The following is a 15619-nucleotide window of genomic DNA, read 5'->3' as shown; positions in this document are numbered from 1 at the left end:
GCGGGCGCGGACGTGGCGGAATCGGTAGACGCACGAGACTTAAAATCTTGCGGCCGCAAGGCCGTGCGGGTTCGAGTCCCGCCGTCCGCACCAGCACTCCTGCTCCGCCCGGTGCACGCGCGGCTGCTGGAGCAGCTGAGGGCCTCGGGCAAGCTGTTCGCGGACAAGACCACCGCGCCGGTGCTCGATCCCAGACGCGGTCGCACGAAGACGGGCCAGCTTTGGGCGCATACCCTTGTCGACCGGCCCTGGGGCGGGCTCGACCCGCCCGGGGTGGCCTACGTCTACGCGGCCGATCGCACGGCCAGGCGGCCCATTGCGCACCTCGCCCGCTTCCACGGTGTGCTGCCGGCGTGGGGACTGCCGCTTGGCCGTGGGCCACATCGCGGCGCTCGCGGGGGCGTGCGAGACCCTGGTGAGGAACGCCCTGCGCGAGGCTGCCCACCTCGGCTTGGTGACCGTCTAGGGGCGCGCCATCACCGGCTGGCGGAATGACACGAACGTGGTGCGCCTCGTGTCCGAGGAGTGGTGCTCCTGGCTGCGCCTCGCCGAGGGCCGGCAGACACCTGCCCCGACGCCCCGATGGCCCCTCAACCAGGGCGCCCGCAGGGGTCGTGTCCCCAGGCGTGGTGTAGCTGCGGCGTGGCCACCACAGTCACCGGGCGGGGCCGGGACGATCAGGCTGCCAGGGTGGGCAGGCTGACAAGAGGATCATCGCTGATCGGGGCGATGCTTTCCAGGGTCAGGTAGCGGGCGCGCTGGACGGCCCACTCGTCGTTCTGTTCGAGCAGGAGCGCGCCGACCAAGCGGGTGATGGCCGCCTCATTGGGGAAGATGCCGACCACCTCGGTGCGCCGCTTGATCTCGCCGTTGAGGCGCTCCAGCGGGTTCGTGCTGTGAAGCTTGACCCGGTGGGCGGCCGGGAAGCCCATGTAGGCCAGCACGTCGGGTTCCGCCTCATGCATCAGGGCTGCGAGCTTGGGCACCTTGGGTCGGAGTTGGTCGGCCACGCGTCGCCATTGCTGACGGGCGGCCTCCGCGTCGTCCTGGGCGAAGGCGGTGGCGATGAAGGCGGACACGACGCGCCGCCCGCTGCGGCCAGCGTGGGCGAGCACGGTCCTCATGAAGTGGACGCGGCACCGCTGCCAAGTCGCGTTCATCACCTTGGCGACCGACGCCTTGAGGCCCGTGTGGGCGTCCGAAATCACCAGCTTCACACCGCGCAGGCCGCGGCGCGCCAGCTTGCGCAGGAACCCGGTCCAGAACGTCTCAGCCTCGGAGGGGCCAATGTCCATGCCGAGCGCTTCCCTGCGGCCGTCGCTGTTCACACCGACCGCCACGATCACGGCGACGGAGACGATGCGCCCGGCTTGGCGCACCTTCACGGAGGTCGCATCGATCCAGAGATAGGACCACTCGCCCTCGAGCGGCCGGTCGAGGAACGCGCCCACGCGCTCGTCGATCTCCTGGCAGAGCCGGCTGACCTGGCTCTTGGACACGCCCGTGCCGCCCATGGCTTGGACGAGGTCATCCACCGAGCGGGTCGAGATGCCCTGGATGTAGGCCTCCTGGATCACCGCCGTGAGTGCCTTCTCGGCCATCCGGCGCGGCTCCAGGAAAGCCGGGAAGTACGAGCCCTTGCGCAGCTTGGGGATGCGCAGCTCGACCGTGCCGGCCCGCGTCTGCCAATCCCGGTCACGATAGCCGTTGCGCTGGACCAGCCGCTCGGCGCTCTTCTCGCCGTGGGCCGCCCCGGTCAGGCCGCCCACCTCCAGTTCCATCAGCCGCTCGGCCGCAAAGCCGATCATCTCGCGCAGCAGGTCGGCGTCGGCGCTCTTCTCCAGCAGCCCGCGCAGGCTCATCATCTCGTCGGTCATCGGAGGTCTCTCGGGTTCGAGGTTGGTGCTCGCACCCCGACCCTACCCGGCAACCGCCGATGACCACCCCGCGAGAGATCCCGCCTGCTTCGGCGCTGTGGAGGGCGCGCAGGCGGGCTCTCTCGCTCCCGTCGAGCTACACCACCACCAGGGACACGACCCCCGCAGGTCTGCCGCCTCGCTCGTGGGGGGTGGGTGCAGATCTGTGCAGGACACGCTTACTGATAGGGATAGACCTGTAAATCCAGGGCAGCAGAACCCGGGTCGGGCTGCCGGGGGGCAGGGTCGCAGGGCCGTCAGCGCCACCTAGAGGTGCGGGTCAGGATTCGCGGAAGCGGGGCGCGGCAGGGCCGGAAGCTCATGCGTGGCCGTCATGCAACGGGCCGCGAGCGTCCGCTTAGCCGAACGTGAAGGGCCACCCGGGCCAGGGTGCTATGCGATCGGTCGTTAACCATTTCGGGCCACCGTTAACCCAGTGGCAACCCGCCATCCGTCTCGCGTCAAAGCCCGCCCGGCGGCCTACCGGGCGGGCCTCGTCGTCTCAGAGCCCTGATCCGTCGCGGCGCGTTCTGCCCGCCCACGTGATAAGTGGATGGCGGCCCAGCACCTGCCCGCGGCCCGTGGGGGAACATCTACCAGCTACAGCCATTCGCCCCGCCAGGGGCCAACGTCGCGTCGCCTAAGGCCGTTCGCCTAACTCGCCCAAAAGCAAGGTCCGGACGGAACCGTGGCGATTATGGGCCAGGAACGCCGGACGGACCCCGGCTCGTCCCAGCGCCCTACTGGAGTAGCGCCTTGCGGACGCGCTGCTCCACCTGCTGACGCGCCCAGCTCAGGGCCTCGTCACACGATGCAAAGCACGGAGCGTCGGCCCCGCGTTGGCACGGGCCGAAGCCGGCCTCCAGAAACCAGCGACCCCGGTGCTCAGGCTGCCTGCCTTCACCCTCCTTGAGGCGGGTCACCACCGCGACCAGCCGCTCGTCCACGAAGAGGAGGCAACCCTGGTGATCGGGGCTGGCGGTGTTCAGCAACACGGGTTGGCAGTGTGCAGATGGCGACATCGGTTGGCTCTGGAGCGGCTGGGGCAGAGGCGACTTTATGAGGTCACCGAGAAGCCGGTGAACTTGGCGGGACCAGCTCGACGTCGGCCGGATCCGGGATGTAGGCGCACCAAGCACACTGACCGTTCTGCTCCGCTACCGGCGCATTGCGCTGTGAGCAGAGGGGGCAGACGTGCAAGAGGATCCGGCCGCCCAGGGAGGAGCCTTGGCCACGACCCTTGAACGTAACGGCCTGATAGGCAGAACTGACTGGTAGCGCTGCCATTTGAAGCCAGACGGTAATTGTGCTTTGGTGTTCTAGAAAAGAGGCCGCCCACATAGGGCGGCCTGAAGTCTAGGGAGGAAACGCCCATGGAGGGCTGCGAGGCCACGACGCCATCGCGGCCTCACGGATGTTGTTTATGCTGCATTGCAACAACATGAAAGTGTGAATTCTGGACAGCATGCCTGCATTTCATGCATGGCCAATAGACGAACATCCTCAAGCATCCCGACCGTGTATGCTCCAGCCTGATTGATCGCCATGCAGGCAGACCAGCACGTTCCCAGGTTGCGAGCGGCTGGGTTAGGGCTGTACCGCCCTTCGCACACGCAGGCAGCCCGTTCGCGTAAGCGCGGCGTATGGAACCAGAGCCTCCGGCTCTCGGGAGAAGCCTGCAGCAGGGTGCGTTTCGGTGGGGAGTAGACCTCCGGCACGCGTCCTCGTCTGCGTTCCCCGCTTCTGGACAAGCGCGCGGCTCTCCGCGCGTAGCTGATAGCGTCCTGGATCTTGATCATCTGGACCGTGCGGCTCTTGCGCCGGGCCGCTGCTCGTTGTCGAGGTGCGTGGACTGAGTCCCCTCGGATCAAGCTGCGCATACCGCAGCATGCCAGACCAACCACAATCCCCTTCTGCGGCATGGGGAGGGGTAGTCGCGTGCGCCTGCGATCTTGGGTGTGAGCCGCTTCCCGACGTCATGCAGGAGATCGCGATGACGCGGTTCGACATCACGCGAGCGAACACGGTGATCGATCGTCTGTGAGGCGACGCGACCGGCGCGCGGCAGCCCGTCGGCGGGCGCGACGGATCGGTGATCTTCCTGAACCAGCCCGGATCCACCCAGGTCTTTCACGAGGAAGCGACCATGCCTGTCACCAGACGGATCTTCACTGCCGGGGCCGCCATAGCGCCGTTCGCCGGACCGGCCCTGCCGCGCGCCTGGGCGCAGACTTCGGCTCAGGACGCTCTCCTCATCGGCAAGTCCGCCGCGGCGGACCCGCTCGAGCTGGCGACGGACGCCTACATCTACGGCTACCCGCTCGTCACCATGGAAATGACTCGGCGTGTCCTGACCAACGTGGCTGCGCCCGAAGGCAAGAACGCCCCCATGGGCCAGTTCGCCAACCTGCGGGAGTACCCAGATGCCAAGTTTCGGGCCGTCACCGCTCCCAACGCGGACACGCTCTACTCCAGTGCCTTCGTTGATGTCGGAAAGGAGCCTTACCTCCTCAGCATTCCGGACGAGGACGGGCGCTACTTCCTCATGCCGATGCTGAGCGCCTGGACGAACGTCTTCGCGGTGCCGGGCAAGCGCACGACGGGCACCGGCCCGCAGACCTACTTCATTGCCGGACCCAGCTGGAGCGGCGACGTACCGTCCGGCGCCAAGCTCATCCTGGCCCCCACCAGCCTGATCTGGATCCTCGGTCGGACCTACTGCACGGGCACGCCGGAGGACTACAAGGCCGTGCACGCGCTGCAGGATCAGTACAAGCTCGTTCCCGCGAACATGATCGGGAAGCCCTACACGCCTCCTGCCGGCCGGGTTGATCCGAGCGTCGACACCAAGACGGCTGTGCGCGAGCAGGTCAACCGCATGGACGCGGCGACCTACTTCAACCTACTGGCTGCCCTGATGGAGGACAACCCGCCGGCGCTCGCGGACGGGGTTCCGGTCGCCAAGATGGCCTCGCTCGGCATTGTGCCTGGTCGGCCCTTTGATCCGGCAAGCCAGTCGTCTGCCGTCCGAGAAGCGATTGAGAGGGCGCCAAAGGAAGCCATCCCTCGCATCATGGGGCACCTGAAGACGACGGGCCAGCACGTCAACGGTTGGACCTTCACGACCAACGGCGGCGACTATGGCAAGGACTACCTGCAGCGCGCGTTAGTGACGGCGGTCGGGCTCGGCTGCAACCTGCCGCAGGACGCGGTCTACCCGCTGACGACAGTCGATGCTGCAGGCCGGCGGCTGGATGGCGCCTCGAAATACGTGATGCGCTTCCCGGCCGGCGAATTGCCGCCGGTCGACGGGTTCTGGTCGCTGACAATGTACGACGCGGACTACTTCTTCGTCGAGAACTCGATCAACCGCTACACCGTCAGCCCGCGCAACGACCTCAAGGCCAACGCGGACGGCTCGGTCGACCTGTTCATCCAGAACGAGAGCCCCGGATCCCAGCACGAGTCGAACTGGCTGCCGGCGCCGAAAGGACCGTTCGTGCTGATGATGCGAACCTACTGGCCGAAGCACGCGGTGCTGAACGGCTCCTGGGCCCCGCCGCCCGTCACGCGCAGCACGGGCGCGTCGCTCTGAGCCGCCCGGCCTGAAACGGCCGGGTCCGCCGACGGGTCTCAGTATTTGGCGACGACCGCCTTGGGCTCTGGCGCGGGCCTGGGCGGCGCAACCCAGAGCGGTGCCGCGACGGTCAGCCAAGTCGCGGTGCCCTCGAAGCGGTTGCGCGTGTCGAACTCGCGCAGCACCCGCACGCTCGTCGAGACCGGGATCTCTCCGAGCTTGAACGTGTAGCCGATCGAGCCGCCGAGCGCGGTCACCCGCCCCTTGAAGGGTCCGACCCGGTCGCCGCGGCCGCTGTCGCCAGTGAGCTGATCGTAGAAGTAGCCGACGAGCCCGACGGTCAGTTCCTTGGTCAGGTACTTCGAGGCCGACCACTCGACGTGGAACTCGGTGCCGGTCAGGTACTGGGTGGCCGGGTTGATCCAGTTGAAGGTGAAGCCTGGGACCACCGAGAGCTCGTAGCCGAGGACCGGGTCGAGGTAGGTCATGGCTCCGGAGAGGTCGAGCGCCGGGCGGTTCAGCGAGATGTTGGACAGCTGGCCGGTCTGGTAGGTGCCGGACGGGATGACCCCCGTGAGGGTCAGGTTCCAGTGGAAGTTGCCCGAGTGCCACCCGATGAAGGACGAGGCGTAGATGTCGCCGAGGTTGAAGACGGCGTCACTCTCGCGGCCGGCAATGATGCGGTCGATGCGCGGCGAGAACAGGACGGCTCCGGCGTTCACGGCCGGGGTGCCGTATGGGATCAGCACCTGGAAGCCGAGTGAGCCGCCGAACAGTTCCACCGGCGTGACCCAGATCGGATTCGCCACGCCAAGGTAAGTATCGAGCTTGACCTGGGACGCGACCACACCGCCGCTCTGGAAGACGCGGCCCGCCGCCAGGTCCCCCTGGTAGAAGAAGGCGTCGTTCTCGAAGTAGAAGCCCGGCGGAGGCGTCACACCCGCAAGGGGGCCGCGAAACCCGAGCAGATACACGCCTTGGGCCGACTCGGCGGCCTGTGCGTCTGACGCAGGTTGCAGCCCGGCCGCGCACAGGAGTGTCGTCAGCAGCGCTTGCCGAGCTCGCGACATGAACACGTCTTCCAACTAACCGAGATGCGGTCAAGCTTTCATGAGCCGTGTAGGTCGTCAAGGCTGTATGTTCGATTTAGCCACTACGTCGGCTTGTTCGCCGGGGTTGTGGCCGAGGTACACCAGTACGGCGCACGGACTGCACTGATCCCATACGCCGCTCCAATTCGCATGGCCGAGAGGCTGTCAGATCCGTATGGGCATACCCAAGCGGGCATATGTCGTCGAGGGCGCACCACACTTGGTAGCGCGCGGCCGTGAAGGCGCCATCCAGGGCCCGCTCGCGCGGCGCACGTCATCCGGGGCGGGCGCCTTTGGAGAGGCGTCCGCCTTAAGCCTCACGGCTGCCGCTACTGGCCCGTGGGCATCGGAAGGGTGATCCCCTCCTTCGCGAGCGCGTCACGGACGGATTGCAGCCGCTCGTACTGCGAGATCGTGATAGGACCTGTGTAGACCTCGCTCTGCAGCTTACGCGGTGGGTACTGCACGTACGTCTTCATCAAGTTCTTCACTGCCGCGCTCATTGTCACGAGCGTCCACGTCCGCTCGGTGTAGTTGTTCATGAAGACGTCGTAGCGCTCCTGCGGGTCCTGCCAGAGATCGAAAATCTGCGGAACCGTCGCGACGTACTTGCTGGATCCCTTCCAGCCCAGATTGGTGTCGACCGCGAGGGCGCCAGTGGCGGCGCCGTCGTCGCCGCGCAGGTTGAACACCGCCTTGTAGTTGCCGACGCGGACCGCGCCCGGGCTCAGCTCGTCCTCGGTGAAGTAGAACCACGATTTACGCGCGGACTTACCCGTCCCGAGTAGCACCGGCGACATGTCGTAGCTGTCGAAGATCATCGGCTGGCCGTCGCGGTCTTTGTCCGGCAGCGTGAGGCCCGCGACCGAGGCGAAGGTGGCCATCAAGTCGAGGCCCCCAACGATGTCGTGGTTCTTCGTGCCGGGCTTGATCTTGCCCGGCCAGACCGCCATTGCCGGCACCCTGTTGCCGCCTTCGCGCACGGTGCCCTTCGTGCCCCGGAAGGGGGTGTAGCCCGCGTCGGGGTAGACGTCCTGCCACGCGCCGTTGTCAGTCGTGTAGAAGACGAGCGTGTTCTTATCGAGCCCGAGCGAGCGCAGCTTGTCCATGATCCGCCCGATCCGGGCATCGAGCTCGACGACCGAGTCGGCGTACTTACTCTTGGAGAGCGATTTGTGCTCGAACTCGGGGGCCGGCATGTTCGGTTGGTGCACCTTCATGAAGTTGACGTTGATGTAGAAAGGGCTGCCCGCCTTCGCGGCGTCGTCGAGGAAGCCGAGCGCGGCTTTCTCGACGTAGCTGTCGAAGAATGGGATGCCGACCACGCCGGCCTTGCCGTCGACGACGGGGGTGTTCACGTACTGACCGTTGACTTTGAAATCCTCGACGGCCTTCTCGCCAGCCTTGCCGGACAGGGCTCCCCTGGTGACCCTCTGGAACATGGCCCTGAGCTCGGGGTCCATGTCGGGGAACCAGGTCGGGTCGGCGTAGGTGTAGGCGTTGAGGTGATAGAGGCCGCAATACTGCATGACGTCGTAGCCCTGGGCGTTGGGCAGCGCGTAGTCGGCCTCGCCGAGGTGCCATTTCCCCGTGAAGTAGGTCTTGTAGCCGCCCTGCTTCAGCACCGAGCCCAACGTCCACTCGGCGGCCGGCAAGCCGCCGCCCTGGCCCTGGAACGCTACCGTCGTCATCCCGCTGCGGTTCGGGATCCGCCCCGTCTGCATCGCGGCCCGGCCCGGGGTGCAGCTGGGCTGGGCGTAGAACGAGAAGAAGGTCATCCCGTCCTCGGCGAGGCGGTCGATGTTGGGCGTGGGCATGCCCCGTCCCTCCCCGCCGCCGTAGGGCCCGAGGTCGCCGTAGCCGGTGTCGTCGGAGACGATGAAGAGGATGTTGGGCTTCTGCTGCTGCGGCGCCTGGGCGAAGCTCGGCACGGCCGGCGTCGCCGCGACCAGGGCCGTCGCCCCGATCAGCGCCGCCCTCGTGGAGCGCGGGCGGCTCCGGCCCGACGGACCCGGGGTGAATGCACGATCATGGGTCATGAGACGCTCCTTTCCCTGACGACGCAGCGGAAGCCGACGTGGCTCGTCGAGGTGTCGACCGGCTGGGGCAGACGTGCCGCCGGTCGGTAGCGGCTGCAGAAGTTGGGCGCGCACAGGTGCGATCCGCCCTTCAGGACCCGGCGGGCGATCCGGATCTCGGGCAGGCGCGGGTCGTAGCTGCGCTCCTCCGTGCCGCCGCGCGGGTCCCGGGGGATGCAGCAGGCCTTCGGTGCGTCGGCCGGGTGCCGGTCCGCGAAGTAGTCGCTCGTCCACTCCCAGACGTTGCCGATCATGTCGTGCAGGCCGTAGCCGTTCGGCGGGAAGGCCTTGGCGGGCGAGGTGCGTGCGAAGCCGTCCTGCGCGAGGTTCTGCCAGGGGAACTGGCCCTGCCAGGTGTTGGCCATGTGCCGCCCGGCCGGAGTGAAGGCGTCGCCCCAGGCGAACTCGGCCCCTTCGAGCCCGCCGCGGGCGGCGAACTCCCACTCGGCTTCCGTGGGCAGGTCCTTGCCGGCCCACCGCGCGTAGGCGAGCGCGTCGGCGTAGGTCACGTGCACGACGGGATGGTTGTCGAGGCCGTGCAGGGTGCTCCTCGGGCCGTAGGGGTGGCGCCAATCGGCTCCCTCGAGCAGGGTCCACCACACGCCCCACAGCCGCAGGTCGACGGGGTGGTCTGGCGGCGTGAAGACGATAGAGCCGGCGTACAGCAGATTGGGGAGGGCGCCCGGGTAGTCCTTCGGGTCGGGCCGCCTCTCGGCGAAGGTGACGTGGCCGGTCGCGCGCACGAACTCGCGGAACTGCCGGTTGGTCACCGGTGTCTCGTCCATCCAGAAGCTCCTGACCGCCACGCGATGAGCAGGCGCCTCCTCGGGGTAGTGCCGGTCCGACCCCATGCGGAAGGTCCCGCCGGGGATCCAGCGCATGCCCGGGCGAGCCTCAGATTGCGTCGCGGGGCTGGTCTCGTCGGCGAGGGTGGTCGACCTGCGCGTCTCGCCTCGGTTCAGGGCATCGACACTTCCGGTGTCGTTGACGCGCGATGGTGCAGCAAGCGCGCTCCTGACCGGGCGCTGGGCTGCGCCTCGGCGCGGAGGAGTTCGCGATGGCCTAGGCATTGTCGTCGGCCTACATCTGCAAGCACGTGAGCAGGGCGACGTAGCTCGGCGGCCCCCCGATGCTTGTCTCCTGGACGCAGTTGTCGCGGCGTCGTGTCTGGAAGCCGGCCCATTGCTGCTCGACTTGCGTCCGTGCCTGTGCTTCGTCCCTGAGGCAGTTCCGGTCGACGTTGCCAGTTCCTCCTGCGAGGGCAGGCGCCGCGCGGCAGGTCGCCTCGATGTCATAGCGCGGAAACTCACCGCCCAAGGCGGCCGAGGTGGTCAGGACGATGAATACCAGGCCTGCTGAGCGGAACATGGGGTTGGCTCCTAATGCGTTAGCCGAGCGCATCGGGACTCAACTGCGCCTAATCCAAGCTGCCTTGGTCTGGTCGTCAGCCCGGCACGGCAATCCAATGGCACCTCAGCGACAGGACAGTAATTCCGCTGCGGGGCAGCGCTTGATCCAATGAGACAAGACAACACGCATGCGCTGCAGCCGAACGTGATCCCGGGTGTTTTCCGCTCACCGTCTCTGAAGGTTCTCAGTCGCCTAGATGGCTGTACGGACCTCGGTGAGCCTACGCTCGGTCGCTCTCCCGTGGAGAACCTCCTCCTTCCAAGAGAGCGGGGTTTTCGCGACTACTCTCACTCATGGGCAGTGGCTGCGGTGAGACGTTACGGGCGGTAGTTGCAAGCCGATCTGTATGGAAAACGACCGTTTTCCTGACAAGGTCGGAAAGCGCTTCAGCTGATGCGCCTGACGCGAGCAGCCCGTGCAGCTGAGGATGTCAGACAAACCTGTCAGGTTATCTGCTGGGCAGAGAGATGCGTGGTCGCGGACGCGGACGATGATGCGGTCGTGGCAAGGGCCTCGTACAGCGCCGTCTTGCCCACCTTCAGCCGCACGCCCGCCTCGCGCACCGTCAGCCCCTGCCCGATCAGCGCCTGAGCCTTGCGCAGCACCTCGGGCGTCACCACCGGCTTGCGGCCGCCCTTCCGACCGCGAGCGGCCGCCGCGCTCAGACCCGCGCGGGTTCTCTCCCGGATCAGGTCGCGCTCGAACTGCCCCAGCGCGCCGAAGAGGTGGAAGATCAGCCGCCCGTTCGGGGTGGTGGTGTCGATCTGCTCGGTGAGCGAGCGCAGCCCGATCCCTTGTGCCTCCAGCCGCTGCACCGTCTCGAGCAGGTGGCTCATTGAGCGGCCCAGGCGGTCGAGCTTCCAGATCACCAGGGTGTCGCCCTCGCGCAGGTAGGCGAGGGCCTGGGCGAGGCCGGGCCGCTCGGCCTTGGCGCCGGAGACGCCGCGGTCCTCGAACACCCGCGAGCACCCGGCCGCCCCGAGCGCGTCGAGCTGCAGCTCGGGTTTCTGGTCCTGGGTGGAGACGCGGGCGTAGCCGATCAGGGTCACGGGTGCCTCGGTGTTCCGCCAACTCGTCCGGCAATCAATCTGTCCGCTTTCTCATTGTCAAGCTTGATTGGCGGACATTCCGGGCCGTTCCGCCAAACCAGCGTTTCCCGGACCGGGCCAGGGAGCGCCTCAACCCGGCCGATTGGGCGCTCTCAATCAGCTTGACCATTCAAGAGCCGCGTGGACTTACTCAACCTCGTCATCAACACGAGAGAGGAACGAGGCCGGAATTTTAATCCCGAGTTTTTTAGCTTTCTGAAGATTAATAGATAAATAGAATTTTGTATTGAGCTGGACAGGAAGTTTATTAACTTGAGCTCCATCGATTATTTTCTTAACGTATTTGGCTGCATTTTTATAGGCATCTGATTCCTCAGGGCCGTAAGCTACGAGTGCCTCGTTTAGCGTTGTAGCTTTGTTATAAGCTGCTACCGGAACGCCGTATTTCTCAGAAATAGTGTTTATTTTCTGACGATAAACAAAATTAAAGCTATCATTCATCAACACCAATCCGCATTTATTTTCTGAAAGTGAATAAATTAGATTTTCTATTTCTTGATCGCTGAGAACGGGAGATAGTATAGGTAGAACATTAAGAGACTTTGATGTTTCATTAAAGGGTCCGACGTAGTACTTATAGTATGGTGCCGTGTTAGGATTATAAATCATCGATACGCACGACATTTCCGGAACTAATTCCTTAAGAAATTGTACCCATTTACCAGCAATAGTGCCCTCTGAATTTACAAATCCTGTCACGTTTTTCCCTGGAATGGCCAGACTTTCTACGAACCCACTGCCAACTGGATCAGCTACAGTTGCAAAAACAATAGGTATGGTTTTGGTTTCCTGCAACAGGGCGCGTACTACGGGTGTGGTTGCGGCAAAAATCACGTCAGGCTTGCTAGAAACGATTTTCTTGGCGTGAATCTTTGCAGTTTCGGGACTGCCCTCTGACCAGTAATAATCATATTTTATAACCATATCTTTGGGCGCATCGCCGTTCAATGTATCCGAGAACTTCTTTAACAAAATTTTCGCTATCGCATCTTTTTCAGAAAAGTTAGTTATTACTGAGATTCTTTTCTCTATGAAGCGCTCCTCACCAACAGCAATACGTGAGCTGATCATTAGTAATAAAATCTGGATCAGGATTAGCTTTATCATGGTTGTGTGCCCCATTCGCGGTAAATGCCGATTGTGAGAGGTATAGTGCTCAGCGCATAGGTTGAATGCAATGATGCTGAGAAAACCTACCTCGTATGATACCAAGATCGCCTATGAGCCGCCGCAACCCGCGCAGAGCGTACGACGAGAACGGCGGCGAGATCCCGCCGCCCACGCTGGCGGACCTCCGCGCCGAGGGCGACCGCACCGCCTTCGTCCACTGCAACGCCACCGGCTGCGGCTACGAGGCGACGATCAGCACGGACCAGTTCCCCGCCGAGATGCCGTTCCCGGACATCGCCCTGTCCCTGCGCTGCGTGCGGGTCGAAGGAGGTCGGCGTCATGCGCGACGTCGTCGGGATCTACGCTCGCCCGCGCGAGCGCACCGGCTGGGGCATGACCTGATCAGGCCCGCTGCCGAGGCGGTATGGCGCTATCGAGCGGGATTTGTTGCAGCCATCTGATCACACGATAGACAAAACTAACGGAAAGCCTCACTCTGACACAGACCCGCAAAGGCGAAGGGTTGCAGGGGAGGATTAAGATGGTGCTCAGGACCGTCAGTGTTCTAGCTGGATTTCTACTTGCAAGCAACGCTCTTGCTGCCGAACTTCCAAGGCAAGGGAATGATAGTTATACTACGAATTATGTGAATATGTACTCGAATCTTATAAAACTCGGCGAGCGTACCGTTTCGATATATGAGAGCAACGGCGTTACGCGCAACGACAGTGGCGGACCAATGTTCAATGACATGGCCACACGCTGTCTTGGTATGCGCGAGGTTGTGGATGGGGTAGTCCTAAATCGCGGCAGTTGCATCGACATGGATAAAGAGGGCGATCAGATTTTCACGACGTACGAGTCGAAAGGACCAAATGGAATTCACACTTTTATTGGAGGAACGGGCAAATACACTGGCATTTCAGGGACTGCAGAATTTAACTACAATCCACTTAAAAGCCCTGAAAACGCACGAAATATGGTAATCGTCCCCCATAGATCAAATTGGAAGCTGCCTACGAAGTAGGGCGTACGTATACGAAGCAAAAAGGCCCGCCGCAGCCGGAGCCGGGCGGGCCGAAGACATCCCCACATGATCGAGAGCATCGTGCACCCGCACGCCCGGGGCGATCAGGCGCCGCCCGCCTGGGGGCCTACGACCGAAACCGACCCAACACAGGCATGGAGTAGATCCGCTTGCCGGCATTCTGATCGACCTTCACTGACCGGGTCTGGCGGTCTCGGACAGCGGCATCGGGCTGCCCTCGACGACGACCCTGTACTGAGCCAGTAGGGTGAGGTCGGTCGTGCCATGACAGCGGCGCCCCGATATGCACAAGAGCAGGAATGGACTTCTCGAACGACGCCGTGGGGCTGGCCGCTTGGCTCCCGCCGGGCCTTTCTGCCGACGGTGCCGCCGTCCTCCTGGCTGCGAGCCTGCTCGGCGGCCTCGTGCGCGGGTTCACCGGCTTTGGCTTCGCGATGGTGTTCATGCCCCTCGCCTCGGTCGTCCTAGGAGCGGTCAAGGCGCTGGGGCTGATCTGGTTCATCGACTTGCCCTTTGCGCTGCCGATCGCTGCGCGCGGCCAAGCGCGCGGCGTGGGACGAGATCCTGCCGCTGCTCGTGGCGGCGACGCTGTTCCTGCCCGCCGGCATTTGGCTACTGACTTGGCTTGACCGCGAGACGATGCGCTGGGTTTTAGCCGTGCTGGTTGTCGCGGCCGTGGCTGTCATGGCCTCGGGTTGGCGTTACCAGGGACGCCCGACCCTCCGCCTCTCGCTTGGTGTCGGTGCCTGCTCGGGGCTGTTCAATGGCATGGCCTCGATCGGCGGCCTGCCACTGGCGGTGTTCTGGTTGGGTGCGCAGCGCTCCAACCGGCACCGGACCCGCACCAACCTCCGGGTCTTTGTCGGTGCTTCAGCGCTCGTCAGCGGCACGCTCCTGTGGTGGAAAGGCATCCTCGCCGGCGACGTCCTACTGATGGCCCTGCCGCTACTCGCGATCTACGGTGTCGGCCTCTGGGCGGGCGCGCACGCCTTCCGTCTGGCCTCGGAGGCCAGCTTCCGGCGCGCCGCCTACGTGGTGATCCTGGCCGGCGCCCTCGTTAGCCTGCCGCTCTGGGACGCCTCGCTGGGACGATGAGACGTCCTTGAATATGTCGTCCATGTGATCGCGCAGCCGCGAGTAGCCGCCCGACTTGGACCTGAACTGCGCGATCCCGAACGCCCCCGAGCGCGAGTTCACCGAGGTGAGGCCGCCGCCGGCCTCCGCGGCCGATCAGCGCGCCACCAGGGCCTTCGCACGCAGCTCCGAGGCGCCGCCTTCGCCAGAGCACGTCGACCGCGTATTGCCGCCGCTCCGCCGTCCACCGCCGCCAATGCCAGCGTTGCCCGGGAACTGTGGGAGAGTGCCGCCCAGGGCCGGCGCAGAGCCGCCGCGACCTCCGCCCCCCGTCGGCCCCGGGACGCCGATCTTCTCGACGGCGCGACCGGCCTCGGTCCAATCCTTCTGGAACGACTTGACGCCGTCATCCTTGGCGACGCGCTGAAAGGCTCCCTGGAGCTTCGCGAGCGGCGCCGAGAGCTGGTCGTCCACGCCGATCCTGAAGCGTAAACTTTCATCGGCCATCGTCTAATTACCTATATGACGATTGAGGCAGCATCTTAGACTAACGTCTTGCGCATGAGCTTGCGCAGGTTGTTGAATTTGCTATATATAGAACTATACCAGAGTGGAAATGCAAAACGGAGGAAAGCAGTGGAAACAATTCAAGATAATATTACGAACGTCAATGTCGATCTTGTAAATAATAAAATCACAGGATCTACAAGATTAGTTGTTGATATTGTAGCCGCTTACGTGTCTAACAACTCGGTTCGGCCAGACGACCTGCCGAACCTAATCGCATCCGTAGGTGCCACTCTCGGTGACCTCGGAAAGCCCGCCGCGCCTCCGGCCGAAGAAACGCCAAAAGCCACCCCGGCCCAGATCCGGAAATCGATCACGCCGGACGCTCTGATCAGCTTCATCGACGCGAAGCCGTACAAGTCGATGAAGCGGCACCTCACCAAGAACGGTCTCACGCCAGACGAGTACAGGCAGAGATATGGCTTACCTAGGGACTACCCGACGGTCGCGCCCAACTACGCGGCTCAGCGGTCGGAACTCGCGAAGCAATTAGGGCTTGGGGCCAACCGTCGAGGAGGCGCAAGGGGCAAGTCCAAGTAGCTTACGCACCGCGACACGCTGCCCCCTCCCACCCGCGTGAGCACGGGAGGGGCAGGCGGCCGAGTGCTGGCCGCCCCCTCTCTCCCCATACCAAAACAA

Annotated in this window: 14 protein-coding genes, 1 tRNA gene and 1 pseudogene; 8 read left to right on the top strand and 8 right to left on the bottom strand. The window is 64.3% G+C overall.

Annotated features, from left to right (window positions below):
- Positions 1 to 6 precede the first annotated feature (6 nt).
- A tRNA-Leu gene (locus QA634_RS34125) sits at positions 7 to 93 on the top strand.
- Positions 64 to 288 (top strand): annotated as a pseudogene (locus QA634_RS36035) (IS66 family transposase); the annotation flags it as partial. The gene QA634_RS34125 and the pseudogene QA634_RS36035, both read left to right, overlap by 30 nt.
- Before the next feature lie 389 nt (positions 289 to 677).
- Here QA634_RS36035 and QA634_RS34115 read toward each other — a convergent pair.
- A complete protein-coding gene (locus QA634_RS34115) occupies positions 678 to 1877 on the bottom strand; it encodes an IS256-like element ISMtsp13 family transposase (protein WP_012330183.1) in 1200 nt (399 codons plus the stop codon).
- A gap of 2185 nt (positions 1878 to 4062) precedes the next feature.
- Between QA634_RS34115 and QA634_RS34105 the strand changes: the two genes are divergently transcribed.
- A complete protein-coding gene (locus tag QA634_RS34105; RefSeq protein ID WP_012336375.1) occupies positions 4063 to 5511 on the top strand; it encodes a DUF1254 domain-containing protein in 1449 nt (482 codons plus the stop codon).
- Between the two features lie 38 nt (positions 5512 to 5549).
- Here the strand turns inward: QA634_RS34105 and QA634_RS34100 are convergent, their stop codons facing one another.
- The 6 genes from QA634_RS34100 to QA634_RS34075 all read right to left on the bottom strand — a co-directional run bounded on the left by QA634_RS34100 (position 5550) and on the right by QA634_RS34075 (position 12252).
- On the bottom strand, positions 5550 to 6431 hold the full coding sequence (locus QA634_RS34100; protein ID WP_265576486.1) for a SphA family protein: 882 nt from the start codon (positions 6429 to 6431) through the stop codon (positions 5550 to 5552).
- Between the two features lie 482 nt (positions 6432 to 6913).
- Positions 6914 to 8623 (bottom strand): arylsulfatase, encoded by a 1710-nt coding sequence (locus QA634_RS34095; RefSeq protein WP_012336373.1) that lies wholly within the window; start codon positions 8621 to 8623, stop codon positions 6914 to 6916.
- Complete coding sequence (locus QA634_RS34090) at positions 8620 to 9543, bottom strand: formylglycine-generating enzyme family protein (protein WP_012336372.1); 924 nt, start codon at positions 9541 to 9543, stop codon at positions 8620 to 8622. Before QA634_RS34090 ends, QA634_RS34095 begins: the two co-directional genes overlap by 4 nt.
- 199 nt (positions 9544 to 9742) lie before the next feature.
- Positions 9743 to 10030 carry a hypothetical protein gene (locus QA634_RS34085; RefSeq protein WP_012336371.1) on the bottom strand — a complete coding sequence of 96 codons (288 nt, stop codon included), beginning with the start codon at positions 10028 to 10030 and terminating at the stop codon, positions 9743 to 9745.
- Positions 10031 to 10515: 485 nt separating this feature from the next.
- A complete protein-coding gene (locus QA634_RS34080; RefSeq protein ID WP_012336370.1) occupies positions 10516 to 11121 on the bottom strand; it encodes a recombinase family protein in 606 nt (201 codons plus the stop codon).
- Positions 11122 to 11307: 186 nt separating this feature from the next.
- A complete protein-coding gene (locus tag QA634_RS34075; protein WP_265576485.1) occupies positions 11308 to 12252 on the bottom strand; it encodes an ABC transporter substrate-binding protein in 945 nt (314 codons plus the stop codon).
- 149 nt (positions 12253 to 12401) lie between these two features.
- Here QA634_RS34075 and QA634_RS34070 point away from each other — a divergent pair, with 149 nt between their 5' ends.
- From QA634_RS34070 to QA634_RS34055, 4 genes are all read left to right on the top strand, one after another.
- On the top strand, positions 12402 to 12752 hold the full coding sequence (locus tag QA634_RS34070; RefSeq protein WP_012336368.1) for a hypothetical protein: 351 nt from the start codon (positions 12402 to 12404) through the stop codon (positions 12750 to 12752).
- A gap of 80 nt (positions 12753 to 12832) precedes the next feature.
- Positions 12833 to 13318: a hypothetical protein gene (locus QA634_RS34065; protein ID WP_150108782.1), complete on the top strand. Its 486-nt coding sequence runs from the start codon at positions 12833 to 12835 to the stop codon at positions 13316 to 13318.
- Between the two features lie 320 nt (positions 13319 to 13638).
- The gene (locus QA634_RS34060) at positions 13639 to 13968 is read left to right on the top strand and encodes a hypothetical protein (protein WP_043701906.1); all 330 of its coding nucleotides are present in this window, start codon (positions 13639 to 13641) and stop codon (positions 13966 to 13968) included.
- Positions 13916 to 14434, top strand: coding sequence for a TSUP family transporter (locus QA634_RS34055; protein ID WP_168169183.1), 519 nt, complete (start codon positions 13916 to 13918; stop codon positions 14432 to 14434). The genes QA634_RS34060 and QA634_RS34055 overlap by 53 nt, the downstream gene beginning before the upstream one ends.
- Before the next feature lie 135 nt (positions 14435 to 14569).
- Here QA634_RS34055 and QA634_RS34050 read toward each other — a convergent pair whose 3' ends face one another.
- The gene (locus tag QA634_RS34050; RefSeq protein ID WP_168169122.1) at positions 14570 to 14887 is read right to left on the bottom strand and encodes a hypothetical protein; all 318 of its coding nucleotides are present in this window, start codon (positions 14885 to 14887) and stop codon (positions 14570 to 14572) included.
- A gap of 162 nt (positions 14888 to 15049) precedes the next feature.
- Between QA634_RS34050 and QA634_RS34045 the strand changes: the two genes are divergently transcribed.
- Positions 15050 to 15520, top strand: coding sequence for a MucR family transcriptional regulator (locus QA634_RS34045; RefSeq protein WP_012336367.1), 471 nt, complete (start codon positions 15050 to 15052; stop codon positions 15518 to 15520).
- The last annotated feature ends 99 nt before the right edge of the window (positions 15521 to 15619 follow it).

Source organism: Methylobacterium sp. CB376, from assembly GCF_029714205.1.
Lineage (GTDB): Bacteria > Pseudomonadota > Alphaproteobacteria > Rhizobiales > Beijerinckiaceae > Methylobacterium.
The sequence above is the reverse complement of the archived record's forward strand: the minus strand, read 5'-3'. Positions and strand labels throughout refer to the sequence as shown.

Excerpts from the sequence above, each read along its gene's own strand:
- QA634_RS34115 (WP_012330183.1), bottom strand. The coding sequence starts at position 1,877 with ATGACCGACGAGATGATGAGCCTGCGCGGGCTGCTGGAGAAGAGCGCC.
- QA634_RS34105 (WP_012336375.1), top strand. The coding sequence starts at position 4,063 with ATGCCTGTCACCAGACGGATCTTCACTGCCGGGGCCGCCATAGCGCCG.
- QA634_RS34095 (WP_012336373.1), bottom strand. The coding sequence starts at position 8,623 with ATGACCCATGATCGTGCATTCACCCCGGGTCCGTCGGGCCGGAGCCGC.
- QA634_RS34090 (WP_012336372.1), bottom strand. The coding sequence starts at position 9,543 with ATGCGCTGGATCCCCGGCGGGACCTTCCGCATGGGGTCGGACCGGCAC.
- QA634_RS34085 (WP_012336371.1), bottom strand. The coding sequence starts at position 10,030 with ATGTTCCGCTCAGCAGGCCTGGTATTCATCGTCCTGACCACCTCGGCC.
- QA634_RS34075 (WP_265576485.1), bottom strand. The coding sequence starts at position 12,252 with ATGATCAGCTCACGTATTGCTGTTGGTGAGGAGCGCTTCATAGAGAAA.
- QA634_RS34070 (WP_012336368.1), top strand. The coding sequence starts at position 12,402 with ATGAGCCGCCGCAACCCGCGCAGAGCGTACGACGAGAACGGCGGCGAG.
- QA634_RS34065 (WP_150108782.1), top strand. The coding sequence starts at position 12,833 with ATGGTGCTCAGGACCGTCAGTGTTCTAGCTGGATTTCTACTTGCAAGC.
- QA634_RS34060 (WP_043701906.1), top strand. The coding sequence starts at position 13,639 with ATGGACTTCTCGAACGACGCCGTGGGGCTGGCCGCTTGGCTCCCGCCG.